Origin of the sequence: Nocardioides sp. (assembly GCF_004803405.1) — a bacterium.
In the GTDB taxonomy this organism is placed as follows: domain Bacteria; phylum Actinomycetota; class Actinomycetes; order Propionibacteriales; family Nocardioidaceae; genus Nocardioides; species Nocardioides vastitatis.
Window position 1 is genome coordinate 1 of sequence record NZ_SSXI01000103.1, and the last position, 13120, is coordinate 13120.

Here is a 13120-nt window from a genome sequence, read left to right on the forward strand (position 1 = left end):
TGGCCGGTGCGGAGCGGCTGCGCACCGCGAAGCACGCGGGCAGCGACGGCAGCGACGGCAGCGACGCCAGGCACGAGCCGGACTCGCTGACCGCGGGGCTGCTGCGGCTGCACGCCGACCGGGTGCGGATGGTGCAGCGCGAGCGCATGCTCCGCGACCGGTTCGCCACCGCGCACCCGCAGGTGCCGGCGGCCGTCGTACCTGCGCTGGCCGGGGACGTCCACGACCTCGACGGCCTGCGCAGGATCGGCTCGCTGCTCGCCCCGGAGGGCTAGCAGCGAGTCCTCCCTCGATCAGAGGGAGGTGACGACCACCGCGGTGCCGGGGCTGGAGAGCTGCTCGTTGCGAGCGTCCTCCAGAACCTTGCGCCACGACGCGTTGGGGCGGCGACGCAGGAGCGCGCGGCGCTCCCGCTCCGTCATCCCACCCCAGACGCCCCACTCGATCTGGTTGTCGAGCGCCTCTGCGAGGCACTCCGTGCGGACGGCACATCCCGTGCACATCTGCTTTGCCTTGTTCTGCTCTGCTCCCCGAACGAAGAGCTGGTCCGGCGTCGTGTCCCGGCACGCGGCCCGTGGTGCCCAGTCGTCAACCCACATGATCTTGTCCCTTGATTTTCCCCCGATCGAGGAGCCAGCGCCCCCACAGCGCTTGGTCTCTCCGACATCAACCAAAGTAAAGGAGGATCTCCATTACCGACATCGCTCGTTGGGCCCAACCGGTCTAGTCACATTGGACTAGGGCAGTCGGGAGTTCCCGGCGAGGTGCCACTCGGGACAGCCGTTGGCGGCTCCGGCGACTGGTGAGCCGTCACGTACTCTGGCGACATGTCTCGCACCCGGTTCGACGGCCTGCCACCCCGCAAGGTCGCCTCCCATCTCGGCGTGATGCTGCTCGTCTCCGTGGTGCTCGGGGTCGTCGTCTCGGGCCTCGCGATCCCGTTCGCGGGCGTCGCCGGGTTCACGTCCCGCAACCTCGCGGAGTCGGTCGACGACCTCCCCCAGGAGCTGGAGACCGAGCAGCTTCCGCAGCGCACGGAGATCAAGGACCGCAGCGGCAAGACGATCGCCACGCTGTACGACCAGAACCGGGTCAACGTCCCCCTGCGACAGATCTCGCGCACGATGGTCCAGGCGATCGTGGCGATCGAGGACTACCGGTTCTACCAGCACGGCGCGCTGGACCTGAAGGGCACGATGCGTGCCCTCCTCACCAACCAGGCCGCCGACGGTGTGGTCCAGGGTGGCTCGTCGATCACCCAGCAGCTGGTGAAGCTGACGCTCCTCAACCAGGCCGACACCGACGCCGAGCGCAAGGCCGCGATCGACGACACCTACGCCCGCAAGTTGCGCGAGCTGCGCTACGCGATCGCCCTCGAGAAGCGCCACAGCAAGGACTGGATCCTCGAGCGCTACCTCAACACCGCCTACTTCGGAGACGGCGCGTACGGCGTCCAGGCGGCCGCGCAGCACTACTTCAACGTGAACGCGAAGGATCTCGACCTCCGCCAGTCCGCGCTGCTCGCGGGTCTGGTGAAGAGCCCCGAGGCCTACAACCCGCGCAAGAACAGGGCACAGGCGCGGGTCCGGCGCGACGTCGTGCTGGATCGCATGGCCCAGCTCAGCGTCGTCACCCAGGAGCAGGCCGACCGGGTCAAGGCGCGCAAGCTCGGCCTCGACCTGCAGTCGAAGCCCAACGGCTGCGTCAACTCGCAGGCCCAGTTCTTCTGCGACTACGTGGTGCGCTGGCTCAAGACGGACAAGTCCCTCGGCGCGACGGCCGAGGAGCGCGAGCGGATGATCTTCAGCGGCGGTCTCACCGTCCGGACCACGATCGACATGCGCTTCCAGAAGGCCGCTCAGGACTCGGTGAACGCCCAGGTGTTCAAGGACGACCAGGCAGTCGGCGCGCTCGCGCTCATCGAGCCCGGCACGGGCAACGTCCGCGGCCTCGCCCAGTCGCGGCCGATGGGCACCAAGAAGAACCAGGGCCAGACGTTCCTGAACTACACGGTCCCGAAGGAGTACGGCGACGCCAACGGCTTCCAGGCCGGATCGACGTTCAAAGCGTTCGTGCTGGCGGCCGCCATCGACCAGGGCATCCCTCTCAACACCCGAATCCCCTCGCCGTCGCCGAAGTCGTTCCGGCTCGCCGACTTCCAGACCTGCGACGGCCCCTACCAGAGCAGCGAGATCTGGTCGCCGAAGAACTCGACCGGTGAAGGTACGTTCGACCTGTACACCGGCACCCGCCAGTCGATCAACACCTTCTTCGTCCAGCTCGAGCAGAACCTCGAGGGAGGCGTCTGCCAGCCGTGGCAGCTGGCCCGGCGTCTCGGCGTGCAGATCGGCAAGGAGGCGATGGTGCCGTCGTTCACCCTCGGGATCAACGACGTGAGCCCGCTGGAGATGGCCGAGGCGTACGCCACCTTCGCCGCCCGCGGCGTCCACTGCGCCGCCCGGCCGGTGATGCGGATCGAGGACGCCGACGGCAACGTGCTGAAGAAGTACGACAAGCACTGCACCCAGGAGCTGCCCGGTCCCGTCGCCGACGCCGTCAACGACGTCCTTCGCGGCGTGGTCGAGCCGGGCGGCTTCGGCCAGGCGCTGAACCCCGGCCAGCCGGCCGCCGGGAAGACGGGAACGGTGAACGAGAACAAGTCGGTGTGGTTCGTCGGCTACACCCCGAACCTCGCGGGCGCGGCCGTGGTCGCCGGCGCCAACAGGGAGGGCACGCAGATCACGCTCGACGGACAGAGCATCGGCGGCTACACCCGCTACACCACCGCCGGATCGACCACGGCCGGCCCGATCTGGGGCGGAGCCTTCGGACCGATCGCGCAGTGGCTGCCCGACGAGGACTTCACGAGGCCCTCGGGACAGGACATCCGAGGCCTGCTGATGACCGTGCCACAGGTCGGCGGGCGCAGCTACGAGGACGCAGCGGCCGAGCTAAAGGGCATGGGCTTCAACGTCGCCAGCAACGGCACGGTCGATTCCAGCTACGCGCAGGGCCTGGTCGCCTACTCCGCCCCGGGCGCCGGCGAGCAGCAAGCGGCCGGCGACACGATCACGCTCTACATCTCCGACGGCTCCCCGAAGCCCGAGCGCAAGCGGCGCCAACGGGACAACAACAACAACGACGACCGGGGCAACGGCGGCGGCCGGGGCAACGGCAACGGAGGACGCGGAGGCGACTGACCCCGCGAGCCGCCGGGTTCGGTGATCAGCCCAGCTGGCGCCGCACCTCCGCGGCGACGGCGGCGCCGTCCGCGCGACCCTTGACCTGCGGCGTGACGATGCCCATCACCTTGCCCATCGCCTTGGGCCCGGCGCCCGCGGCACCGGCCTGGTCGACCGCGGCCGAGACGATCGCGGCGATCTCCTCGGGCCCGAGCTGCTCGGGCAGATAGTCCTGGATCACCGCGGCCTCGGCGCGCTCCTTCGCGGCGCTCTCGGGCCGGTTGCCCTCCTCGAAGGCGACGGCGGCCTCGCGGCGCTTCTTGGCCTCGCTGGAGAGCACGGTCAGCACGTCGTCGTCGGTGAGCTCCTTGGCGACCTTCCCGGCCACCTCCGCGTTGGTGACGGCGGTGAGGATCATCCGCAACGTGGACGACCGCACCTCGTCGCGCGCCTTCATGGCGGTGGTGAGGTCGGTGCGCAAACGGTCCTTGAGGGTGCTCATGAGTCGATTGTGCCTGCCGTATGTCAGCCTTGCCGAATGGGAATCCTGCGATCGCTGGTGCGCGCTGCGGGTGTCGGGGCCGCGGTCGGCGGCGCCGGAGGCGCAGCGGTGGCGGCCTACGCGACCTGGGAGGCACGGCAGTACTCCCTGACCAGGTTCGACATCCGGGTGCTGCCGGCCGGGATGCGTCCGCTGAGGGTGCTGCACCTGAGCGACATCCACATGACGCCGGGCCAGACTCGCAAGCAGGAATGGCTTCGCAGCCTTGCGGCGCTCGAGCCGGACCTCGTGATCGACACCGGCGACAACCTTGCCCACCGGGACGCGGTGCCCGTGGTTCTCGACAGCCTCGGCGGACTGCTGGACCGCCCGGGCGTCTTCGTGCACGGCTCCAACGACTACTTCGAGCCCTGCTTCCGGAACCCCCTGGGGTACCTCAAGCGCGGCAACGGCAAGCGGTACACCGACATGCCCCCGCTGCCGTGGGGCAAGCTGTCCGCCGGGCTGGCCGGCGCGGGCTGGCTGGACCTGACGAACCGGCGCACCCGTCTCACGATCGGCGAGACCAGCTTCGCGTTCGCGGGGGTCGACGACCCCCACCTCGACTACGACGACCTCGCGGCCGTCGCCGGCCCGGCGGATGCCTCGGCCGACCTACGTATCGGGGTGGCGCACGCGCCGTACCTGCGGGTGCTGGACCAGTTCGCGGCGGACGGATACGACGCCATCGTGGCCGGGCACACCCACGGCGGGCAGGTCTGCCTCCCCTGGCCCGGCGGTGCCCGGGCCCTCGCGACGAACTGCGACCTGGAGCCGGGGCGCGCCCGTGGCCTGCACCGCCACCCGGCCGACTCGCGGCCCGGCGACCCCGGGTCGGCATGGCTCGAGGTGTCGGCCGGGATCGGCACCGCCCCGTACACGCGGATCCGGGTCGCCTGCCGGCCCGAGGCGGTGCTGCTGACGCTGCTGCCGGTCTCCGGCTGAGGCGGACGCCGATTGCAGACCGGTCGATCTGCTCGGGTATGCTCCCCTGCTTGTGAGCGGGCCCGATTCGGGTTCGAGCACGGCGGGCTGTGGCGCAGCTTGGTAGCGCGCCTCGTTCGGGACGAGGAGGCCGCAGGTTCAAATCCTGTCAGCCCGACCGACCAACAGGTGGATCCGGAACCGGATCCACCTGTTGTCGGTTTTCGCTCCTCGGCCGCGCAGGTCAGGTCGCCGGATGTTCGTGGCACACTGCATCTCATGTCTGACGAGCAGGACAAGCTGAAGCTCAGCTTGGAACCGCCCAAGCTGTTCGGGCGGAAGAGGAAGTCGGCCAGCAGGGCCGAGGCTTCCGAGCCGGCCGACGCCGCGCCCGCCTCCTCTCGTCCGACCGAGCCAGCTGCCGAGCCTGAGCCGTCGGGCGCCGCGGTCGACGAGGTCGAGTCGGTTGAGGACCCGGCTGAGGACCCGGCCGACCAGGAGCTCACGGCTGTCATCGAGGACGTGGAGGCGGCTGAGACGAGCCCCACGCAGGCACCCGAGGAGACCGCGGACCCCGACGCCGGCGAACCGGTCATGGAGCCCGGGACTGCCGCCACGGAACTCGGCGAGGACGCCGCTGCACCTGAGCCCGTCGCGGAGGATCCCGAGGAGCCCGCGCCGCAGTGGGCGCCCGCGAAGGAGGCTGCCGCCACGCGGACGCCGGCGGCCGAGAAGGCACAGGGCGGGCAATCCGCCTCGGGCCGAGTCGACGTCGAGCCGGAGCCGATGACCGATACCGATCTCGAGGACGCCGAGATCGCTGCCATGGCCGACCGCGGGCCCCTCCTCGCGACCTATCCAGCCGCCATCGTCTCCGGGCTGGCCGTCGGCGCCGCGATGGTCGTGCTCACCTGGTTGTCGCTGCGCGGCTGCGAGTCGGTCCGGGGCACGGCCTCGTGCGGCGGTGGCCCCGGCTTCCTCCTGCTGGTGGCGACATTCGTGGTCTGCGTCCTGATCGGCAGCGCGCTGTTGAAGGCGTTCGACGTCCCGGACCCGGGCAGCAGCAGCTTCCTCGCCGTCGGGCTGGTTGCCGTGGTCGCCCTGTTGTTCCTGATCGACTTCCTCGACAGCTGGGTCATGCTGATCGTGATCCCGATCATCAGCATCGGCGGTTTCCTGGCGTCGGTCTGGGTGACCAAGACCTTCGTCGAGCCTGCTGATACCTGAGTCCGCCTGCTGCGTCACTGCGGCTGGAGTCCCTGACGTCGGCCGTCGGTTGTCCACAGCCGGGGTACTGACACCGCGCCATCCACAGGCCGTCGTGAGGCCTAGGGTCGCTGTCGGTGGTTGCGCGGAGCGTGGTCGTCATGGACCCCGACCGCACGATCACCGCATCGCACCCGCTGGTCGATGCGGCCGCGTCGATCCATGCTGCTCTCGACGAGTCCGACGGATTCGACCCCGACTACCTGTCCACCGCGGACAAGCAGGCCTACCTGCGCGCACTCCTGCGAGCCAGCCATCGGATCCAAGCCCGGATCATGCGCACCCTTGCGGGCGGTGACGACGTCGCCGAGGGCACAGGCGCCCGTTCCGCTGCCCACTGGATCGCCTGGGAGGAGCACGTTCACCCTGGACGCCTCGTCGCCGACGCGAGTCTCGCCCGCCGGCTCCGCGACTGCTATCCCGCGACCTGGGCCGCGCTCGCCCAGGGACGGATCAGCGTCGAGCACGCCCGCGTGGTCGTCGAGGCCCTCGACGCACTCCCCGACCAGATCCCCGGCTGCAGCACCTTCGAGTCCCGCACCGCCCTGGTCACCAGGGCCGAGGAGCACCTCGTCGCCCAGGCCCAGCTGTTCACCCCGCGCGAGCTGAAGGTCCTCGGCCGACGGATCCTCGAGGCCGTGGCCCCCGACGCAGCCGATGCCGTGGAGCAGGCCCTGCTGGACAAGGAGGAGCGCCAGGCGCTTCGGGAGACGTTCCTCGAGCTCGGCCGTCGCGGAGACGGCACCACCCAGCTCAGGGGACGCATCCCGGACTTCGAGGCCGATATCCTCCGCAAGGCGTTCGCCGCGCTCACCAGCCCCCGACGTGGGGACGCCACGCACAGCCAATCCCCCGACGGGCTCACGAGCAGCGAGCGCCGCGGCCGGGCGTTCTGCACGTTGATCCGGGCCCTCCCGGTCGACGGACTCCCCACCCACGGCGGCTCTCCGGTCCAGATCGTCGTCACCATCGACAACGACAAGCTCCGCAGCGGCGTGGGTGCCGCCACCCTCGACACCGGAGAGCGGATGTCCGCCACGGCCGTCCGGCGGCTCGCGTGCCAGCACAGCCTGCTGCCCGCCGTCCTCGACGGCGCCGGCGCGGTGCTCGACCTCGGCCGGGCGAAGCGGTTCTTCGGGCCCGCACAGCGCAAGGCGCATCTCCTCACGCACCAGACCTGCCAGGCGGAAGCATGTGACATCCCCGCCGCCTGGTGCGAGGCCCATCACCGCCGCGGTGCCTGGACCGACGGCGGTACCACCGACCGGGCCGACCTGGCCCTTCTCTGCGCGTTCCACCACCACCTGGCACACGACCGTGGCTGGGGAGTCGACTGGTCTGCGTCAGGCACCGCCAGGTTCCGGCGTCGTGAGTGACGTGTGCTCGATGTCGACTCTCCACAGCCGCCCGTCGGCGGTGGCACTCGGACAACCCGGCGGGATACCGTCGTGCTGCACCCCTGGTCCTGGGGCGCAGCACGACTCTCGGGAGGACCCATGCGCAGCCGCCGCCCCCACGCCGCGCGCGCCGCAGCCCTCGTCCTCGCCTGCGCCCTCGCCGGCTGCTCCGAGAACGGCGAGCCGAACGGCGAGTCCACGTGGAGCCCCACCAGCACGCCCGAGCAGCCGAGCACCAGCCCGGCTGGGTCGGAGGAGCCGCCATCGCTACCTGCCGCGGCCACGAAGGCGACCAAGGCCGGCGCACGCGCGTTCATCACGCACTACTGGGACGTCTTGAACTACGCTCAAAGATCCGGCGATGTGTCAATGCTCCGTGCTCTGTCAGCGTCGCCCTGCTCTGTCTGCAACGCATTCAGAAGAGACCTACGGGAGCACTACCGCATTGGCGGGCGAATCATCGGCGGCGAGCATTCGATTCAGGTCGCAGAAGTCACCGAGCTCACGACACCATCCTCTTCTGCCTACGCATACCGCTTTCGGCTCTTGGTGTCACACGACTCGCAGACCGTGATCATGAGCGACGGGACGCGGGACGAGCGCAAGGCCGGCTCAACGAAGTTCACCGCTTACGTCCACTGGGTGAAAGCGACCCGCTGGCGACTCGATGCTATGGAGGTCGAGTGACTTGCTAGTCGCCGTCCTCGCAGCCTGCTTGGCTTTGAGCTTGTCTCTGCGTGCGCCTGCTCATGCTGACCCGGAGCCACCTCCGGGAACAACCGGGTCCGCCGACGAGGGCAGCTTCATCGTCGAATCGGCCCGAAGCGACAAAGCTCGCAGGGGTAAGCCGCCAGGAATTGCGGAGCGCGTAGGTCCCTCGCCAAGCGGCCCCGTGATTTTGTTGGGGACTTTGGGTTGCGCCGGAGCGCAGCAAATCATTGAGGCTGCCTCAGGCGAGTCAGCCGGTGTGGCTCTCTGCGCCCCAGACGAACCCGAGCCCGAAACCGAGCAAGCGCTCACCCTCGGCGACATCCGCAGCGCCTTCGCGCGACTCCCGCTCCCAGCGTCGCAGCTCGTCATCCAGCCGCCCGACGGCCTGACCCTGGTCAACTTCGACACCAACTTCTACACCCCGAGCACCGCGCCCCTCACCCGACGCGTCGTCCTCCTCGGCCGGGCGATCACCATCGAGGCGACGCCCTCGGAGTACCACTGGGACTTCGACGACGGCGAGCTACTGGCGACGTCAGAGCCGGGAGCGCCGTACCCCGACCTCACCGTGACCCACAACTACACCCGGACCGGCAGCTACCGGCCCAGCCTCGACACCGTCTACAGCGGTCGCTACCGCGTGGGCGACGGGCCGTGGCAGACGATCCCCGGCACCGTCACCATCGAGGGCACCGCTCAGCAGCTCGAGGCCATCGAGGCCCAGCCGAAGCTCGTCGGCTACGACTGAGGACGACCTCAGCGCGACGCGGCGACGAGCTCGGCGATCTGGACGGTGTTGAGCGCTGCACCCTTGCGCAGGTTGTCGTTCGACACGAACAGTGCGAGGCCGCGGTCGTCGTCGACGCCCGGGTCCTGGCGAAGCCGGCCGACGTACGACGGGTCCTTGCCGGCCGCCTGCAGCGGGTTGGGGATGTCGGCGAGCTCGACGCCGGGCGCGTTCGCCAGCAGCTCCTGGGCTCGCTGGACCGGCATCGGGCGCTCGAACTCCGCATTGATCGCGAGCGAGTGACCGGTGAAGACGGGGACCCGCACGCAGATGCCGGAGACGCGCAGGTCCGGGATGCCGAGGATCTTCCGCGACTCGTTGCGGAGCTTCTGCTCCTCGTCGGTCTCGTTCAGCCCGTCGTCCACCAGGTTCCCGGCGAACGGCAGCACGTTGTAGGCGATGGTGCGCTTGTAGACCCCAGGCTCGGGGAACGCCACCGCCTCGCCGTCGTAGGCGAGCTCACGGGCCTTGTCCCCTGCGGCGGACACACCGGTGGCGAGCTCCTCGACGCCGGCGATGCCGGAGCCGGAGACGGCCTGGTACGTCGACGCGATCAGCCGGACGAGCCCGGCCTCCTCGTGCAGCGGCTTGAGCACCGGCATCGCGGCCATCGTCGTGCAGTTGGGGTTCGCGATGATGCCGCGGCCCGCCTCGATCACGGCGCGCGCGGCCTCAGGGTTGACCTCGGAGACCACGAGCGGGATGTCGGGGTCCTTGCGGAAGGCGGAGGAGTTGTCGACGACGATCACGCCGGCCTCGACGAACCTCGGGACCAGGGCACGCGAGGCGGTGGCCCCCGCGGAGAACAGCGCGATGTCGAGCCCGGCCAGGGACTCAGCGTCGGCGGCCGCTGCATCCTCGACCACGACCTCGCGGTCGCCGAAGGCGATCACCTTGCCGGCCGAGCGGGCCGAGGAGAAGAAGCGGATCGTGTCGACCGGGAAGTCCCGCTCGAGCAGGATCTGTCGCATGGCGACGCCGACCTGGCCGGTCGCGCCGACCACTCCGATGTTGATGCCCATGGCTCTCAGCGTCCTGTCCCGCCGTACACGACGGCCTCGATCTCGTCTGCGTCCAGGTCGAACGCGGTGTGCGTCGCACGGACCGCGGCGTCCACGTCGCTCTCGGCGACCACGACGGAGATCCGGATCTCGGAGGTGGAGATCATCTCGATGTTGACGCCGGCCTCGGCAAGGGCGGTGAAGAACTTGGCGGTGATCCCCGGGTGCGACCGCATGCCGGCGCCGATCAGGGACACCTTGCCGATCTTGTCGTCGTGGAGGAGCGACTCGAAGCCGACCTGCTCCTTGAGCCCGTCGAGGCACTCCAGGGCGGCCTTCGCGTCGGTGCTCGGCAGGGTGAACGAGATGTCGGTCAGGTTCGTCGCCGCCGCCGAGACGTTCTGCACGATCATGTCGAGGTTGATCTGCGTCTGCGCGAGCGCGTCGAAGATCCGGGCGGCCTCGCCCACCTTGTCCGGCACGCCGACGACGGTGACCTTCGCCTCGCTCCGGTCGTGGGCGACGCCGGCGATGATCGGAGCTTCCATGACTGTCTCCTCGTCGTTGATGCTGCCGGTCACGATCGTGCCCTCGAGCTGGCTGAAGGACGACCGGACGTGGATCGGGATGTTGTGGCGCCGGGCGTACTCGACCGAACGCAGGTGAAGCACCTTGGCCCCGGAGGCGGCGAGCTCGAGCATCTCCTCGAAGGTGACCTTGTCGAGCTTGCGGGCGGCGGGAGCGATGCGCGGGTCGGCGGTGAAGACACCGTCGACGTCGGTGTAGATCTCGCAGACGTCGGCCTGGAGCGCGGCGGCCAGCGCCACGGCGGTGGTGTCGGTCCCGCCGCGGCCGAGGGTGGTGATCTCCTTGGTGTCCTGGCTGACGCCCTGGAACCCGGCGACGATGACGATGTGGCCCTCGCCGATCGCGTCCCTGATCCGTCCCGGCGTGACGTCGATGATCTTCGCCTTGCCGTGCACCGAGTCGGTGATCACGCCCGCCTGGGAGCCGGTGAACGAGCGGGCGGTGTAGCCGAGGTCGGAGATCGCCATGGCGACCAGCGCCATCGAGATCCGCTCCCCCGCCGTGAGCAGCATGTCCAGCTCCCGCGCCGGCGGCAGCGGGCTGACCTGCGCCGCCAGGTCGAGCAGCTCGTCGGTGCTGTCGCCCATCGCGGAGACCGCGACGACGACCTCGTTGCCGGCCTTCTTCGCCTCGACGATGCGACGGGCCACCCGCTTGACGGCCTCGGCGTCGGAAAGCGACGAACCGCCGTACTTCTGCACGACAATGCCCACGGGGGCTCACTCCTGGCTGTGCGGGGAAGGGTCCGCGCCCCTGGCAGGGGCGCCGACCCGATTCTACCGAGAGTCGGCTATCCCTTTTCCGGGCTGTCCAGCACTGCGTCGACCGCCTCGATCTGCTCCAGCTCCGAGGGGTACTCCACGTCGAGCCGATCGTGGGCGACCACGGACAGCAACGCCTTCATCCCGGCGCCCGCGAGGGCACCCCAAGAGGAGACGTAGGAGAACTGCCACCACCACAGCGCCTCCTCGACGTCGCCTGCGGCGTAGTGGCGCAGGCCGACCTCGAGGTCGGCGGCGATGCTGGTGAGGTCGTCGGAGAGCAGGCCGTCGACGACCTCAGCCTGGTAGGGGTCGAAGACGTAGCAGTAGGTGTCGATGTTGCCGAGCAGCGTCGCCAGCCGCACGCGCAGGTCGTCGAGGTCGGCGTCAGGACCGACGTCGGGCTGGTACTCCTCACGCGGCGCGAAGTCGCTCTGCACACCCAGCCGCGCGCCGGCGAGGGCGATCTGGCTGATCTGCAGCAGCAGCAGCGAGACCGCCTGTCCAGCGGTCGCCTCGGCGGCGATCACCCGGAGCCCCTGGAGGAACGAGCGCACCGACGCGGCGATGTCGTCGGCGAAGCGGACCGTCTCCGCCTCCACCGCCATCAGCGCCTCGAGTGCCGCAAGTCCCGGGAGCTGCTCCGCCCGGTCGTCCGTGGTCTCGGTCATGTCGCCGCCTGCCTTCCTACGAAAGCCCGACCCAGGGTGACCTCGTCGGCGTACTCCAGGTCACCGCCTACCGGCAGTCCACTCGCCAAACGGGTCACGCGCAACCCCAGAGGGCCGAGCATTCGGGTGAGGTACGTCGCGGTCGCCTCGCCTTCGAGGTTCGGGTCGGTCGCCAGGATCACCTCGGTGACCGTCCCGTCGCCCAGCCGGGTGAGGAGCTCCCTGATGTGGAGCTGCTCGGGGCCGATGCCGTCGATGGGCGAGATCGCCCCGCCGAGGACGTGGTAGCGCCCGCGGAACTCACGCGTCCGCTCGATCGCGACCACGTCCTTGTACTCCTCCACCACGCAGAGCACCGACGGATCGCGGCGCGCGTCGCGACAGATCCGGCACTGGTCGTCCTCGGCGACGTTGAAGCAGATGGTGCAGAACTTCACCTTGTCCTTGACCTCGATCAGTACCTCCGCCAGCCGTCGTACGTCGGCCGGGTCGGCCTGCAGGAGGTGGAACGCGATCCGTTGGGCACTCTTCGGACCGACCCCGGGCAGTCGCCCGAGCTCGTCGATGAGGTCCTGGACGACGCCTTCGTACACGTGTGCTCCGCTCAGAACCCGAGCTGGCCCGGCCCCGGGCCGGGCTCGCCCGACCCAGGCATACCGGGCAGGCCGCCGGCGAGCGGGCCAAGGGTCTCGTTGGCGAGGTCGTCGGCCTTCGTGCGGGCGTCGCGGAACGCCGCGACGATGAGGTCGCCGAGCTCGGCGAGCCCGTCCGCATCGGTGCTCTCGACCGCCTCGGGTGTGATCGTCACCGCGGTCAGCTCGCCGACGCCGGACAGGGTGACCTTGACGACGCCTCCCGCGACTGAGCCCTCCACGGTCGCCTCGGCCAGCCGCTCCTGCGCGGCCTGGAGGTCGCCCTGCATCTGCTGGGCCTGTTGGAGCAGGGCACCGAGGTCGAGCCCGCCGCCCCCGCCGGTTAGTGCGTCGAACGGATTCTGGCTCATCTGGTCGCCTCATCTCTGGTGATTACGGTCAAGTGTGCGCTCATGACGGTGACGGTCATCCGCGCGGGATCTCCTCGATCACCTGCGCACCGAGCTCCCGCGCCAGCAGCTCGGCGCTGGACTCGGGGTCGACCTCGGCGTCGTCGAGGTCGACGTGGGCGTCCGGGTCCTCGCGCGGAGCCTCGGCCTGCGCCTGGAGGTCGGCCATCCGCGGACGACGCGAGGTCTGCTCCTGCGGCGGCTCGGGAGCCGGCGGGGAGCCACCGGCCTCGGGCTGCTGCGCCCAGT

General features: G+C 69.9%; 13 protein-coding genes, 1 tRNA gene and 2 pseudogenes. 8 read left to right on the plus strand and 8 right to left on the minus strand.

Going from position 1 to position 13120, the window contains the following annotated elements; translation table 11 throughout:
- A pseudogene (locus E7Z54_RS07705) lies at positions 1–275 on the plus strand (hypothetical protein); the annotation flags it as partial.
- An 18-nt stretch (positions 276–293) separates the two neighbouring features.
- Here the strand turns inward: E7Z54_RS07705 and E7Z54_RS07710 are convergent.
- Positions 294–599, minus strand: coding sequence for a WhiB family transcriptional regulator (locus E7Z54_RS07710; protein WP_136432538.1), 306 nt, complete (start codon positions 597–599; stop codon positions 294–296).
- Between the two features lie 228 nt (positions 600–827).
- Between E7Z54_RS07710 and E7Z54_RS07715 the strand changes: the two genes are divergently transcribed.
- Positions 828–3200, plus strand: coding sequence for a penicillin-binding protein (locus E7Z54_RS07715; RefSeq protein WP_168798217.1), 2373 nt, complete (start codon positions 828–830; stop codon positions 3198–3200).
- A gap of 25 nt (positions 3201–3225) precedes the next feature.
- Here the strand turns inward: E7Z54_RS07715 and E7Z54_RS07720 are convergent, their stop codons facing one another.
- Positions 3226–3684, minus strand: coding sequence for a GatB/YqeY domain-containing protein (locus E7Z54_RS07720; protein ID WP_136432540.1), 459 nt, complete (start codon positions 3682–3684; stop codon positions 3226–3228).
- A 36-nt stretch (positions 3685–3720) separates the two neighbouring features.
- Between E7Z54_RS07720 and E7Z54_RS07725 the strand changes: the two genes are divergently transcribed.
- The 6 genes from E7Z54_RS07725 to E7Z54_RS07750 all read left to right on the plus strand — a co-directional run bounded on the left by E7Z54_RS07725 (position 3721) and on the right by E7Z54_RS07750 (position 8769).
- Entirely contained in the window at positions 3721–4668 is a 948-nt protein-coding gene (locus tag E7Z54_RS07725; protein WP_136432542.1) for a metallophosphoesterase, read from the plus strand.
- Positions 4669–4751: 83 nt separating this feature from the next.
- Positions 4752–4825: transfer RNA gene (locus E7Z54_RS07730), tRNA-Pro, on the plus strand.
- Between the two features lie 101 nt (positions 4826–4926).
- Positions 4927–5874 (plus strand): hypothetical protein, encoded by a 948-nt coding sequence (locus E7Z54_RS07735; RefSeq protein WP_136432544.1) that lies wholly within the window; start codon positions 4927–4929, stop codon positions 5872–5874.
- A gap of 140 nt (positions 5875–6014) precedes the next feature.
- The gene (locus E7Z54_RS07740; RefSeq protein ID WP_136432546.1) at positions 6015–7289 is read left to right on the plus strand and encodes an HNH endonuclease signature motif containing protein; all 1275 of its coding nucleotides are present in this window, start codon (positions 6015–6017) and stop codon (positions 7287–7289) included.
- Between the two features lie 120 nt (positions 7290–7409).
- On the plus strand, positions 7410–7997 hold the full coding sequence (locus E7Z54_RS07745; protein WP_136432548.1) for a DUF6318 family protein: 588 nt from the start codon (positions 7410–7412) through the stop codon (positions 7995–7997).
- A 280-nt stretch (positions 7998–8277) separates the two neighbouring features.
- Positions 8278–8769: a PKD domain-containing protein gene (locus tag E7Z54_RS07750; protein WP_136432549.1), complete on the plus strand. Its 492-nt coding sequence runs from the start codon at positions 8278–8280 to the stop codon at positions 8767–8769.
- 8 nt (positions 8770–8777) lie between these two features.
- Here the strand turns inward: E7Z54_RS07750 and E7Z54_RS07755 are convergent, their stop codons facing one another.
- From E7Z54_RS07755 to E7Z54_RS23045, 6 genes and pseudogenes are all read right to left on the minus strand, one after another.
- Positions 8778–9830, minus strand: a complete 1053-nt coding sequence (locus tag E7Z54_RS07755) for an aspartate-semialdehyde dehydrogenase (protein ID WP_136432551.1) — start codon at positions 9828–9830, stop codon at positions 8778–8780.
- A 5-nt stretch (positions 9831–9835) separates the two neighbouring features.
- Entirely contained in the window at positions 9836–11110 is a 1275-nt protein-coding gene (locus tag E7Z54_RS07760) for an aspartate kinase (protein ID WP_136432553.1), read from the minus strand.
- Positions 11111–11187: 77 nt separating this feature from the next.
- Positions 11188–11829, minus strand: a complete 642-nt coding sequence (locus E7Z54_RS07765) for a DUF5063 domain-containing protein (RefSeq protein ID WP_240769573.1) — start codon at positions 11827–11829, stop codon at positions 11188–11190.
- Positions 11826–12422, minus strand: coding sequence for a recombination mediator RecR (recR, locus tag E7Z54_RS07770; RefSeq protein ID WP_136432555.1), 597 nt, complete (start codon positions 12420–12422; stop codon positions 11826–11828). The genes E7Z54_RS07765 and recR overlap by 4 nt, the downstream gene beginning before the upstream one ends.
- Positions 12423–12433: 11 nt before the next feature.
- Positions 12434–12832 (minus strand): YbaB/EbfC family nucleoid-associated protein, encoded by a 399-nt coding sequence (locus tag E7Z54_RS07775; RefSeq protein WP_136432556.1) that lies wholly within the window; start codon positions 12830–12832, stop codon positions 12434–12436.
- A gap of 55 nt (positions 12833–12887) precedes the next feature.
- A pseudogene (locus tag E7Z54_RS23045) lies at positions 12888–13120 on the minus strand (DNA polymerase III subunit gamma/tau); the annotation flags it as partial.

What these genes read in the sequence shown, in the direction of transcription:
- E7Z54_RS07745 (WP_136432548.1), top strand. Translation starts at nt 7,410, where the DNA reads ATGCGCAGCCGCCGCCCCCACGCCGCGCGCGCCGCAGCCCTCGTCCTC.
- E7Z54_RS07720 (WP_136432540.1), bottom strand. Translation starts at nt 3,684, where the DNA reads ATGAGCACCCTCAAGGACCGTTTGCGCACCGACCTCACCACCGCCATG.
- E7Z54_RS07725 (WP_136432542.1), top strand. Translation starts at nt 3,721, where the DNA reads ATGGGAATCCTGCGATCGCTGGTGCGCGCTGCGGGTGTCGGGGCCGCG.
- E7Z54_RS07715 (WP_168798217.1), top strand. Translation starts at nt 828, where the DNA reads ATGTCTCGCACCCGGTTCGACGGCCTGCCACCCCGCAAGGTCGCCTCC.
- E7Z54_RS07710 (WP_136432538.1), bottom strand. Translation starts at nt 599, where the DNA reads ATGTGGGTTGACGACTGGGCACCACGGGCCGCGTGCCGGGACACGACG.
- E7Z54_RS07775 (WP_136432556.1), bottom strand. Translation starts at nt 12,832, where the DNA reads ATGAGCCAGAATCCGTTCGACGCACTAACCGGCGGGGGCGGCGGGCTC.
- E7Z54_RS07765 (WP_240769573.1), bottom strand. Translation starts at nt 11,829, where the DNA reads ATGACCGAGACCACGGACGACCGGGCGGAGCAGCTCCCGGGACTTGCG.
- E7Z54_RS07740 (WP_136432546.1), top strand. Translation starts at nt 6,015, where the DNA reads ATGGACCCCGACCGCACGATCACCGCATCGCACCCGCTGGTCGATGCG.
- E7Z54_RS07735 (WP_136432544.1), top strand. Translation starts at nt 4,927, where the DNA reads ATGTCTGACGAGCAGGACAAGCTGAAGCTCAGCTTGGAACCGCCCAAG.
- E7Z54_RS07755 (WP_136432551.1), bottom strand. Translation starts at nt 9,830, where the DNA reads ATGGGCATCAACATCGGAGTGGTCGGCGCGACCGGCCAGGTCGGCGTC.